Source organism: Heliomicrobium gestii (assembly GCF_009877435.1).
GTDB classification, from domain to species: domain Bacteria; phylum Bacillota; class Desulfitobacteriia; order Heliobacteriales; family Heliobacteriaceae; genus Heliomicrobium; species Heliomicrobium gestii.
The window spans coordinates 252,355-264,038 of the sequence record NZ_WXEX01000006.1 but is presented as its reverse complement, the minus strand read 5'-3'; the positions used below and the strand labels follow the sequence as shown (position 1 = coordinate 264,038).

General features: G+C 54.1%; 10 protein-coding genes. 7 read left to right on the top strand and 3 right to left on the bottom strand.

Features of this window, described 5'->3' with window-relative positions:
* Window positions 1-310 precede the first annotated feature (310 nt).
* Window positions 311-2,377: a methyl-accepting chemotaxis protein gene (locus GTO89_RS09230; protein ID WP_161261780.1), complete on the bottom strand. Its 2,067-nt coding sequence runs from the start codon at window positions 2,375-2,377 to the stop codon at window positions 311-313.
* 329 nt (window positions 2,378-2,706) lie between these two features.
* Between GTO89_RS09230 and GTO89_RS09225 the strand changes: the two genes are divergently transcribed.
* Window positions 2,707-4,155: an N-acyl-D-amino-acid deacylase family protein gene (locus GTO89_RS09225; RefSeq protein WP_161261779.1), complete on the top strand. Its 1,449-nt coding sequence runs from the start codon at window positions 2,707-2,709 to the stop codon at window positions 4,153-4,155.
* 26 nt (window positions 4,156-4,181) lie between these two features.
* On the opposite strand, the gene GTO89_RS09220 is transcribed toward GTO89_RS09225, so the two are convergent.
* On the bottom strand, window positions 4,182-5,228 hold the full coding sequence (locus tag GTO89_RS09220; protein WP_161261778.1) for a hypothetical protein: 1,047 nt from the start codon (window positions 5,226-5,228) through the stop codon (window positions 4,182-4,184).
* A gap of 328 nt (window positions 5,229-5,556) precedes the next feature.
* Between GTO89_RS09220 and GTO89_RS09215 the strand changes: the two genes are divergently transcribed.
* Complete coding sequence (locus GTO89_RS09215; protein ID WP_161261777.1) at window positions 5,557-7,695, top strand: sensor histidine kinase; 2,139 nt, start codon at window positions 5,557-5,559, stop codon at window positions 7,693-7,695.
* Between the two features lie 12 nt (window positions 7,696-7,707).
* Entirely contained in the window at window positions 7,708-9,270 is a 1,563-nt protein-coding gene (locus GTO89_RS09210; RefSeq protein WP_161261776.1) for a DUF3369 domain-containing protein, read from the top strand.
* Window positions 9,271-9,456: 186 nt separating this feature from the next.
* Here the strand turns inward: GTO89_RS09210 and GTO89_RS09205 are convergent, their stop codons facing one another.
* On the bottom strand, window positions 9,457-9,708 hold the full coding sequence (locus GTO89_RS09205; protein ID WP_012282061.1) for an AbrB/MazE/SpoVT family DNA-binding domain-containing protein: 252 nt from the start codon (window positions 9,706-9,708) through the stop codon (window positions 9,457-9,459).
* Between the two features lie 113 nt (window positions 9,709-9,821).
* Here GTO89_RS09205 and GTO89_RS09200 point away from each other — a divergent pair, with 113 nt between their 5' ends.
* The 4 genes from GTO89_RS09200 to GTO89_RS09185 all read left to right on the top strand — a co-directional run bounded on the left by GTO89_RS09200 (window position 9,822) and on the right by GTO89_RS09185 (window position 11,682).
* A complete protein-coding gene (locus tag GTO89_RS09200) occupies window positions 9,822-10,046 on the top strand; it encodes a 4Fe-4S dicluster domain-containing protein (RefSeq protein WP_161261775.1) in 225 nt (74 codons plus the stop codon).
* Between the two features lie 197 nt (window positions 10,047-10,243).
* On the top strand, window positions 10,244-10,450 hold the full coding sequence (locus GTO89_RS09195) for a DUF1657 domain-containing protein (protein ID WP_161261774.1): 207 nt from the start codon (window positions 10,244-10,246) through the stop codon (window positions 10,448-10,450).
* An 87-nt stretch (window positions 10,451-10,537) separates the two neighbouring features.
* Window positions 10,538-10,744 carry a DUF1657 domain-containing protein gene (locus GTO89_RS09190; RefSeq protein ID WP_161261773.1) on the top strand — a complete coding sequence of 69 codons (207 nt, stop codon included), beginning with the start codon at window positions 10,538-10,540 and terminating at the stop codon, window positions 10,742-10,744.
* Between the two features lie 77 nt (window positions 10,745-10,821).
* The gene (locus tag GTO89_RS09185) at window positions 10,822-11,682 is read left to right on the top strand and encodes a DUF421 domain-containing protein (RefSeq protein WP_161261772.1); all 861 of its coding nucleotides are present in this window, start codon (window positions 10,822-10,824) and stop codon (window positions 11,680-11,682) included.
* Window positions 11,683-11,684: the final 2 nt, after the last annotated feature.

The window sequence follows — 11,684 nt, the reverse complement described above, 5'->3', positions numbered from 1 at the left end:
AGCGAAAAGTGGAGCGCCGGGGTGCCGGAATAAAAAGGGCACTTGCAACATCCCATCACCCCCCATACCTTCGATGTGTGCAGAATCGGATGGGGGGGGAAAGGGTGTTACAAATGCCGCAAGAACAGCTTATCCAGTTTCTACGGGAACAGGAAGGATGTTCGATTTAAGAAATCGCGGATCGGGATCAAGTCAACTGGCGAAGGGCAAAGAAATAGGTATACCGGGGCGACTGGACCCCCTCGAGGAAGGCTTCTTTACATACGCATCCGATCATGGAGCCCTAAATGGAGATCATCGGCGAAGCCTATTACAATTTAAACTTCGCCACTTCCTCTAGCAATTTACGTGTGATTTCTGTTGTTTTATTCGCTTGTTTCATGACTTCAACTGATTTATTGCCTGCAACACTGACGCGCTGTGCAATATCAGTCGTTCCATGGGCGCCTTCATCAGCTGCTCTAGCTACTCCATCAATTGATATTAAAACTCCCTGAATGGAGGCAAGCAGTTCTTCTGATGTAGTGTTGAATTCATTGACAAGGTCATCCATTTTTTTTGAATCATCACTATATTGTTCTGTTATATTGAGCATTCGACTATAGTCATTCACGACCTCCGTAGACACAAAAGTTAATAAGTCGTTGGCGCTATTTGAAAGATAATTTACAGAACCGGTAACTTTAGAAGTGATATCTTGAATTTTAAGTACCGCATTTTTTGATTGCTCCGCAAGCTTTCTGATTTCATTGGCAACAACAGAAAATCCCTTTCCTGCCTCTCCAGCTCTTGCAGCTTCGATGGCCGCATTTAATGCGAGTAAATTAGTTTGCTGAGTGATATGCATAATCGATTCGGATAAGACATCAATCTGTCCCACAACCTTCGATTCTTCAATAGCGTTTTTCAATTGCTCTTTCGTGTTAAAGAATATTTCAGCCGCTTTCATCTGAGCCGCTTTTACATCTCTTTTTGTCTCTTCTGCTTTTTCACGGTTCTCCCTAGCGGTATAAGCGCCCTCCTGTGACTTCTCTGAGATAGACCGAACAGCTCTTTCAATTTCTTGCGAGGTGGATGTCATCTCTTCAGAAGAAGCAGCCGTTTCCTCCATCCCTGCGGCTAATTCTTCAGTCGTTGCAGAGATGTCCTCTAAGTTGCTGCTTAAGACATTTGCGTTATTCAAAACCGATTCTACTTCATTTTGAATGTTGAAAGACTCATTTCTTATACGATGAACTAATTGTTTTAATGAACTTTTCATGTGACTAATGCCATTGATTATTACGCCTACCTCATCTTTTCTAGACAGGTACTTTTCATCAATTTCTTGAGAAAAATCACCTTTTGCGATGACTTCTAAATAATGTGCCGCTTTGATGATGGGTGTAACAATCCGTCTTGTACTAATAAAAAAGATTACACTCGTAAACACTAGCGCAATAAGAGAGATAATAGTAATAAAAGAGATGATTTTTCTGGCACCTGCTGTGAGTTCATCTTCTTGGATAAAAGAAGCCAGAATCCAATCTGTCCCTTCAACCGTATAGGGATTAACGATGTACTTTTTCCCGTCTATCAGAAGCGAAAAAGATTGTGCTTGTTTTATTAATAACTTATCTAACCCTTCAATACCAACATCTACCAACTTTTTTGAGTTGTTGTCTGGATTATTCCCGTCAGCCATGATAAATCCTGTATTGTGAATCAGCATGGAGAAGCCAGTCTCTCCTGTCTTCATTTGATAAAGCATCTCACTGATGACTGATTGATCAACATCAATGGCAACGACACCGATGATTTCTCCCTTTTCATCAGTAAAAGAGCGTACATTGCTGACGATTAGTGAATTAGTGACTATATCTATGTAAGGCGCCGTACGGACGATCGCTCCGTTTCCTTGTAAGCCTGCCTTATACCATTCTCTTTTTAGAGGATCATAATTAACAAAGCCGGAAGATTCTGGCCACTGAATATAGCCACTATTTTTAGTACCCAAATAAACGTACAAAGTTCCATGGTGAGCATCTGCATAGTGTTTAAATACCTCAAAAATCTGCTGCTCGATTCCTCCATTTTTCGAAGGAGTTATCGGATTATTTTGCAGATTATTTTTATATGTAGTAATGCTATTATCGGCTTTCATTACTACTGGATCTTTCGCCATCATATTAATGTCTTTATCGATTTGACTGTAAAACATTTTTATGGATTGGGCGACAAGCTTCATCTGTTCAGTTGAATGAGTAAAGTAATCTTCTCTTGCTTGCTCAGTCGTTTTATAACTCACGATTCCGCCGACACCCACTAATGTGAACATAACCACAAGCACAGATATGGAGACGAATTTTGTTTGAAGACTTTTAAAATTCCGAACCATTTTCAAACCCTCCTTAACTGATTTATGGCTATGACGCTAGCACTATCATATCAACTGTTGTTGTAAAGTACAATGATTTACGGTACGGACGGATTTGTTTTTCATAAAGTTGAAAATCTAAATTATTCTATTTTTGTAAATAAAAAAGACAAAGAGTTCCGACATGTTTGACGCATATTTGATCCAGTTAAACCTCGATTACGATTCGATATAGACAAAATACGCGCGGCCCCTTTCCAGCAATGTGAAGATTGCTCTGGGAAGGGGCCGCGCGATTTGCTATGCTGGAGGTAACGGAATGAGCGGATGAAGCGAGGGGGCAGGGGTCGATGAGGGGGATAAGCCGAAGACAATTTATCACCGTTGCCGGCGTTGCCTTGGCCGGCGGCGTCGCCAGCGGCTGTGGCGTCAGGGAAATCGGTCTGGGGCTGTTGCCGGCGGAAGCCGAAAACAACGACGCTAAGGGGACAAGCCCTGGCGGCGACGGGAGCGGCAGGGCCGGGCAGCCGGTCGCCTGGGAAACACTGATCGTCAACGGGCTGATCGTCGATGGGACAGGCGTCCCGGCCTTTGCCGGGGCGGTGGCGGTGGAAAAGGGGCGGATCGCGGCGGTGCTGCCCGCCGGCGGTGGGCAACACCGGGATGGCGGGCGTTTTTTCTCAGCCGGGAAAAGCTATTTGCCGCCGCCCGAATGCCAGGTCATCGACGCGCAAGGAGCCTATGTCACCCCCGGCTTTATCGACATACATACCCATAATGAGGTGTACTTGGGCACAAACCCCCAGGCGGAGGTTCGCCTGTTGCAGGGCGTCACCGCCCAGGTGGGCGGCAATTGCGGTGATTCGGTGGACAGCATCGCCGCATTTCGCCACCGCCTCGGTTCCTTGGGCGTCAACTACGCTCAGTTGGTGGGTTACCGAAACCTCCGCCGGCAAGCCTTGGGCGATGACGCCAACCGACCGGCGACGGCGGTCGAGATGGAAGGGATGATCGGCCGGCTGGAAGAGGGGCTTGATGAGGGCGCGCCTGGGTTGTCCATCGCCTTGGAGTATGCGCCCCAGTCGGCGGTAAGCGTCGATGAGTTGGAACAGTACGCCCAGGTGCTGGCTCGCCGCGGCAAGCTGTTGACGGTGCACCTCCGTTCTGAGGGCAAGCGGGTCTTGGAAGCCCTCGAAGAGGTGCTGGCGGTGGCCCGTCGCACCGGCGTGGCCCTTCAGTACAGCCATGTGAAGGCGCTCTTTGCGGCGAACTGGGACAAGTACCCTCGCATCCTGGAATCCCTCGACGCGGCGGTTGCCGAAGGGGTCGATGTCTGGGGCGATATGTATGTCTATGACTTTTCCTCCTGGGACTTCGGCACAGACCGGGTGTCCATCGCAGAGGATAATATCCTGCAAGGACTTGCCCATCCGCGCCTGTTCATCGCCAGCGACAGCGGCCTCTACGAAAACGGGCGCGCCAACCACCCCCGGGCCTATGGCAACTTTTCGCGGGTGTTGGCGCGCTATGTGCGGGACAAGCAGGCCTTGTCGCTGGAAACGGCGGTGGCCAAGATGAGCGACCTGCCGGCAAGGCGGTTCGGGTATACCGAGCGAGGACGGTTGGTCGCCGGAAACAAAGCCGATCTGCTGATCTTTTCCCTGGATGCAGTGGAAGATTGCGCCACGCGCCAGGAGCCGGCGATCCTGGCCGAGGGGATGCGCTATGTCTTTGTCAACGGCGTCAAAGCCGTTGATGGGGGCGCGCCTACGGGCGCCCTGGCGGGGGAATGGTTGTAAGGGTTGCCCGGGATACGCGCTGGCTACTACAACGGGGCGTCCCTTGCCGGTGAGGGCGGAGCGGGGAACAGCCATGCATCGACGATGGCGGCCAGGGCGCGCAGCGAGCGGATCTGCACCTCCGGGGAATAGCGCGGCAGTTCGTCCATACAGGCCTCGGTGGTGATGGAGGCGGGGCCTTGCGCCAGGATGTGCCGGAGGAGCGTCCGGGCGTAGCGGTTGTTTTGGATCTCCCGGTGGGCGGCGTTCCGACCGCCGGCGAGGATGCGGTAGCTGCCGGTGAAGTGGTAGCGGTCTGTCGCCAGCCGGGCCAGTTGCTCACGGATGCGGTGATCCGCCGTGGGTGCGAGCACCATGCGACCGTCGCGGACGAAGGCGCCGTAACGTTCCAGGCAGGCCTGTTCATCCCTGTCAGCCGGTCTCAGGCGCTCGCTTGTCTGGCTGGGAAAGAGCCGGAGTCCTCGCAATGACTGGTAGAGGTGCTCCACATCGACCAGGACATGGCAATTGAGGTCCTCTGCCAGGGCCGAAAGATCCCGCTGAAAGATGCCCACACAGGTGATCGGGAAGGTGCGTCCGGTGACGACGCCTTTTTTCTTTTCAAGGCGCACCCAGGGCAGCGTCTCCAGATAGAGGTTGCTCGCATGGGTGAGGAGCGCCCGCTTTCGCCGGCAATCGTCGATGATGCGAAGGAAGTCGCCGCTGTCGAGGGGCGGTTGGCCGTCGAAGGCGTAATCGCCGCCGTGGATGACACAATAAAGAGGTTTTTTTCCCTTCAACCAGGCATTCAGCCCGATCGTCTGTCTGTCGTCCAGGTTATGGAGGCTGGGCAGGTGCAGGGAATAAGGAACACCTGCCGATGTCGCCATCGCGATCAGGCCTTCGGCGCCATCGAGAACAGCTTGTAGATTCACAAGCGGGTTGTGGTTGATGTTGACTTCGACGCCAAAGGGAAGGCGGGGAAAGGCGTCGCGAACGGCCAGAAAGGCGGCAAAGAGGCGCTCGGCCTCTTCCTGGGCGGCATAGCGCATGGACAGCAGCAAATGGGGCCGATCGGGCCGCCGGTTCTTCATCATGGACACCCCTCGTTTCTACGGCATAAATAAAAACCTTTTATAAATGCAATCGTCGCGGCGTTGCCCAGCCGAAAAGGCAATCAAGAGGCAACGCGGCGGAAAAGCGAGAGCGAAATGGCGCCGCTCATCATTATTATATCAACATCCCACGGTGGAAGCCTGTAGCAGATCACATATGCGCTTTTGCACTTCATAAAGGCAGGAATTCGAGATGGCCCTGTCGAAGTGATTCGAATGTCAAGTTGTGATTAATATAACAAATAACTTGGTTCAAAAATACGGATTTTTTAGAATTAATTTCTTTGTTGCAAAGGGGTGGGGCCGGATGTGTCGGCGTCATCACAGTCAGCCGGCACAGCCGTTCCAGCAGGCAAAGGTGTTTGCACGCAACAGGTGGACGCTATCCCTTGCCTTGTTGCTGATGGCGGCGCAGTTGTTGGCGATGGCAGCGGCGCCTGTCGATGGGGCGTCTTTTCTACCAACCATGCCAGAACCGGCCCTGTTATCGCCGTCTTTCGCCAGTCATAGGGATGCGACGCCGCGCAAGCATGTGCTGATCTTAAATTCATATCATAAAGGATTTGTCTGGACTGAAGATGTGGTCCGCGGGATTGAGTCGGTGCTGCAGCCGCTGGAATTGGAACTCAACCTGGAATTATATACGGAATACATGGACACGAAGCGGTATAACAGCAACGACTACGACGAGCACATGTACCGCTACCTGCAGGAAAAGTACGGCCAGGAGCACTTCGACCTGATCATCGCCTCCGATGATGACGCCATGAATTTCTTGCAGAGATACCAGCAGCGCCTCTTCCCCGAGGCGCCTGTCGTGTTTTGCGGCGTCAATTACTACCAGGAGGACAAATTCAACCGGCAGCGGGTCACCGGCGTCGTTGAAGTCAATGACATCAGGCGCAACGTGGAAATCGCGCGCAAGCTCCAACCGGGACTGAAGAAGGTGCTGTTTCTCAATGACCAGACCTTTACCGGCAAGTCGCAGGTGAAGGTGCTTCGAGAAGCGATGGCGCCCTTCGGCGATACGATTCAGTATGAGATCTTCGATGAGTGGGATTTGGGCGAACTGCGCGCTAAACTGGAAAATTTGGACGCGGACACGATGGTGTTTCTGCTGATCGCCTATTATCGGGACAAGTCGGGGGCCACCTACTCGAACGACCAGTATATCCGTGTCGTCAAAGAGTTCAGCAAACAGCCTGTTTATGGGATTTGGGACTTTTATCTCGGCAACGGGATCGTCGGCGGCATGTTGACGAGCGGCTTTAGCCAGGGAGAGGCGGCGGCCCAGTTGGCCCTCCGGATCCTGCAGGGGGAAAAGCCAGCCGATATTCCGGTGGTGATGGAGGGTCCCAACCGGCTCGTCTTTGACTACCAACAACTGCAGGAACTGCATTTGAATCAGGCCGATCTCCCGGAAGGGAGCACGGTTGTCAACAAACCGTCAACCTTTTATGAGAACAACAAGGATATTGTGTGGAAGACGTTGCTGCTCTTCGGGGGGCTGCTGCTGGTGATCGCCGCCCTCGCCGTCAACATTGTGCGGCGCAAGATCGCCGAAGCGGAACTCTTGGAGATGTATGAACAATTGGAACGGCGCGTCGAGGAGCGAACCCGCCAGTTGGAAGTGGCCAATCTGGATCTAAAAGGCGCCATGGACGAGCTGGAACAGGCCCAGGAGCAGTTGATCGAGTCCGCCAAGATGGCGGCCCTGGGCAAACTGGTGGCCGGCGTGGCCCACGAGATCAACACGCCCGTTGGCATTGGCGTCACGGCCGCCTCCCACCTGCACCGAAAGACGCGGGAACTATCGGCGCAATTTCGAGAGAACCAGCTGAAAAAATCGGAACTGCACAGGTACCTCCTCCTGAGCGAGGAGGCGTCCGACATCATCCTTAAGAATCTGGAACGGGCGTCAACGCTGATTCACGGGTTCAAACAGGTGGCTGTCGACCAGTCGCGGGAGACGCGGCGGCGGTTCAACCTGAAAGAATACATCGGAGAAATCCTGATGAGCTTGCAGCCCAAGTTGAAGAACAAAGCCTACCGGATCGAACTGAACTGTCCTGACGATCTGGAAGTGGACAGCTATCCCGGCGATTTTTCTCAGGTGATCACCAACCTGATCATGAATTCGCTGATCCACGGTTTTGGCGAATGCGGCCATGGAACGATCCGCATCGATCTGCAGCTTGTGGGCGACCGGGTGCGTCTCGTCTATAGCGATGACGGGCGGGGGATCCCGCCGGAGCACCTGCAGCGCATTTTTGACCCCTTCTTTACGACCAACCGCGCCCAGGGCGGCACCGGCCTGGGGCTGAATATTGTCTATAACCTGGTGACGCAGCGCCTGCGGGGGAAGATTCGCTGTGAGAGCATCGTGGACGCCGGGGCGGACGCCGGCTCGGGCACACGTTTTACGATCGATTTTCCACAGAAATGAGGTGATTTGACAGTGCACGATTCGAACCATCCGAATGACGATGATTTGTTGTTTTTCGTCGATGAACATGACGATGCCCCAGGGCAGGGGGATAGCGAGACCTGGAAGGTGCTGATCGTTGACGACGATGCCGAGGTGCACAAGGTGACCCGCGTCGTCCTGGCGGGGATGCGCTTTGATGATAAGCCGCTGGAGTTTTTTAGCGCCTATTCGGCGGCGGAAGCCAAACGATGGCTCTGCGATCACCCGGACATGGCCGTCGTCTTGCTGGATGTGGTCATGGAATCGGATGACGCCGGGTTGCATCTGGTCCAGCATATCCGGGAGGGGTTGAACAACAGCCATGTGCGCATCGTGCTGCGCACGGGCCAGCCTGGGTATGCGCCAGAGGAGCGGGTGATCGTCGACTATGACATCAACTGCTATGTGTCGAAGACGGAGTTGACGGCCCAGAAGCTGTTTTCCACGGTCTATGTGGCGCTGCGGGCCTACCGGGACATCCGGACCATTGACCTCAACCGCCGGGGCCTTGAACAGATCATCCAATCGTCGGCGAACATCTTTCGCATGCAGTCGATGCGCATGTTCGCCTCGGGCGTGCTCACCCAGTTAACGTCACTCCTGCGTTTGAACCGCAACGCCATCTACTGCCAGATGTCCGGCTTCGCCGCCACCAAGAACGAGCGCGATTTTTACATCCTGGCGGCGACAGGCGACTACTCGCCCATGGTCAACCGTCCCATCCGCTCCGCCGTCAGCCCGTCCATCCGGGAGGATCTGGAACGGGCCATGCGCGCCGGTCAGAGCCTGGCCTTGGGCAATCGCTATGTAGGGTATTTTCACAGCCAAAACGGTTCTGAAAATTTGGTCTATCTGGAAGGGTTCAACGGCTGGAGCGATTGGGACCGCAACTGGGTGGAACTGTTCTGCTCCAACGTAGGCATCGCCTTTGACAACATCAGCCTCAATGAGGAGATCGAATCGACTCAGCGGGAGATCATCTTCACCCTCGGCGGTGTCGTCGAAGCGCGGTCAAAAGAGACGGGCTGCCATGTGAAGCGTGTCTCCGAATATTCCCGCCTGTTGGGCAAGCTCTATGGCCTTACCCGAGAGGAGACGGAACTGCTGCGGATGGCGTCGCCCATGCATGACGTGGGCAAGATCGCCATTGAAGACGCCATCTTGAACAAACCGGGCCCGTTGACAGCGAACGAGTATGAGCAGATGAAAAAGCACACCATTGCCGGTCACGAGATGCTCCAACACTCCAACCGGCGCATCCTGCGCACGGCGGCCCAGATCGCTCTGGAACACCATGAAAAGTACAACGGCGGCGGCTATCCTTACGGCCTGCGGGGCGAGAAAATCCACATCTATTCGCGGATCACCGCCGTGGCCGATGTCTTCGACGCCCTGAACAATGATCGTGTCTATCGCGCCGCCTGGCCGATCGAGGACATTCTGGGCCTGTTTCAGCAGGAGCGCGGTCACCATTTTGACCCCTATCTGGTCGATCTGGTGGTGAAGCATCTGGATGAGTTTTTGAAGATTCAACAGGCTTTTCCCGATCACTGATCGTGACGCCTCCGGTAATGCCGGGGGCTTTTTGCATGGACGCAATCGGAGCATCCCAGATGGGTTCCCCTGTTCGATTCACCCGGTTGTAACAGCGAACCTGGAATGATAGAGTAAATAAAGAGCAACAAAAAAACCGAACCGCTCTCCGGTGTGGGGAGAACGGTTCGGTTGGTCGAATCAGGTTCAGCCGGCGGCGTTTTGAGCCATCGAGACGGCGCATTCCTTGCAGACGATTTTGTTGCGGAAGTTCTGCACGTCGATGGCGCTTCCGCAGAAGATGCAGGCCGGTTCATACTTTTTCAGGATGATTTTTTCGGCATCAACGTAGATTTCAAGGGGATCTTTTTCGTCGATACCCATTGTCCGGCGCAGTTCAATCGGAATCACTACACGTCCCAGCTCGTCTACCTTGCGTACAATTCCAGTTGACTTCATGTCATTTGACTCCTTTTGTTTCGACGTTATTCGACAACGTTCTACACCCTGATTGTACCAACCGTGCCAAGTAACGTCAAGATACATTTTTATACGAAATGAGGAAAGATGTCATGGGAAACAAGGTCTCCCAATTTTACCGTATCGAAAAGAACTGCATCCGCTGTGGCTTTTGCCTCGATATCTGCTCCTGGGACGCCCTGGATTCGCCGGGAAAAGGGCGGGCCTTTACCATTGAGGAGGAACTCTGCCCCGGTTGCGGGATCTGTGTCGATTGCTGCCCTGTCGGCGCCATCTGCCGATCCGGCGGTGGCGATGATGACCCGCCGGAACGATAAGGCGAGGTCAACGGTCTTTTGCATCGGTCGATCGGCGCCGGATGGTCGTCCACGCCGGCAGCGACCGGCGCATCATGAGCCAAGCGGGCGAACAAAAAATTCGCTTTCGAGAAGCCGCTGTGGCACATATTTTCTGGACAATCAACTCATTCTACCTGGGGAAAGAGAACCACTTTTCAACCGGGGAGGAATGGGTTATGACCGTATCACAGCAACTCAAACAGACCGTCGCCGGCCTGAAGAGCGCCGTCGGCAGCCTGGAGCAGTTTGCCCTTCAAACGCAGGACCAGAACGCCAAGAACATTTATACCACTGCGTCGCAGCAGGCGCAACAGATTGTTAGTTCCCTGGAGCCGCGAGTGAAGGAAATCGAAAAGGAAGAACCTCAATACAAGGGTTTTTAGCCCGGGCGGTTCTTCTGTGAGAAGAACGGTATACGAGCGTTCGGGCCGGATCGTGCGATCCGGTCTTCCTTATATGGAGGTGATCCCTTGACGGTAAGCGGACAGGTCAAACAGACGCTGGCCAGCTTGAAAGGGGCTCGTTCCACGCTGGAGAGCTTTGCCGCCATCGAGGAGAATGTCGATGCCAAGCAGGTCTATGGGCAAAACCTGCAGCGGCTTGATCGCGTGATCGATGGGATGGAAAAGCGCCTCCAGGTGCTGGAGTTTGAAGAGCCCCAGTATAAAGGGTTTTAATCATGGCATGTGGCGGCAGGCGTTCTGCAAACAATGGAGGCCGTTTTCGATTCTTTTGTGAATAAGGAGTTTACCTCATGCCGGAATGGATGATTGCCCTCCTTCGTTCGACAGCCGTCTTCCTGCTCATCCTGGCAGGGGCGCGGCTGCTCGGCAAGCGGCAGCTTTCCCAGTTGACTCTTTTTGACCTGATCGTCGTCGTCGCCATTGGCGTCGTTGCCGGGGCGCTTTCGCTCAACCTGGCCGGCGATCTGGCCAGCGCCTTGATGGCGATCGTCGTCTGGATCGGTTTTCCCATCGCCCTCTTTTACCTGTCCATCAAGTTCAAGACGGTGCGCGATCTGGTGCAGGGCAAGGAGACGATCCTGATCAACCATGGGAAGGTCCTTGACGCCAGGTTGATGGAGGCCCGCATGAGCCCCGAGGATCTGTTGAGCCAGTTGCGGCGGAAGAATGTCTTCAACTTCGCCGACGTGGAGTTCGCCCTGCTGGAACCGAGCGGCGATCTCAGCGTGCTGTTGAAAAAGGAGAAGCAGCCCGTCACCGCGGCGACGCTGGAGAGAAAAGTTGGCCACGAGAGCGCGCCCCAGACGGTGATCCTGGACGGCAACTTTCTGGACGAGCCCCTTGCCGCCATGGGGCTGAACCGGCGTTGGCTCCATGAAGAGTTGGAGAAGATCGGCGTGGCGCCGGAGAACGTCTTCCTGGCCCAGGTCGATTCGGTGGGCCAACTCTATGTGGATCTCTTCGATGACGCCATCAATCTGCCACAGCCGAAGACGAAGGAACTGCTCTTTGTGAACCTGAAAAAAGCCCAGGCCGATTGCGAACTCTATGCCCTGGCCACGAAGGATTCCCAGGCGAAACAGATGTATACGGAGGCAGCCGGCGTGATGGCGGAGACGGTCCGCGATCTGCAGCCGCTGCTGAAGCGCTGAGG

Excerpts from the sequence above, each read along its gene's own strand:
- GTO89_RS09230 (WP_161261780.1), bottom strand. The coding sequence starts at position 2,377 with ATGGTTCGGAATTTTAAAAGTCTTCAAACAAAATTCGTCTCCATATCT.
- GTO89_RS09225 (WP_161261779.1), top strand. The coding sequence starts at position 2,707 with ATGAGGGGGATAAGCCGAAGACAATTTATCACCGTTGCCGGCGTTGCC.
- GTO89_RS09220 (WP_161261778.1), bottom strand. The coding sequence starts at position 5,228 with ATGAAGAACCGGCGGCCCGATCGGCCCCATTTGCTGCTGTCCATGCGC.
- GTO89_RS09215 (WP_161261777.1), top strand. The coding sequence starts at position 5,557 with ATGTGTCGGCGTCATCACAGTCAGCCGGCACAGCCGTTCCAGCAGGCA.
- GTO89_RS09205 (WP_012282061.1), bottom strand. The coding sequence starts at position 9,708 with ATGAAGTCAACTGGAATTGTACGCAAGGTAGACGAGCTGGGACGTGTA.
- GTO89_RS09200 (WP_161261775.1), top strand. The coding sequence starts at position 9,822 with ATGGGAAACAAGGTCTCCCAATTTTACCGTATCGAAAAGAACTGCATC.
- GTO89_RS09195 (WP_161261774.1), top strand. The coding sequence starts at position 10,244 with ATGACCGTATCACAGCAACTCAAACAGACCGTCGCCGGCCTGAAGAGC.
- GTO89_RS09185 (WP_161261772.1), top strand. The coding sequence starts at position 10,822 with ATGCCGGAATGGATGATTGCCCTCCTTCGTTCGACAGCCGTCTTCCTG.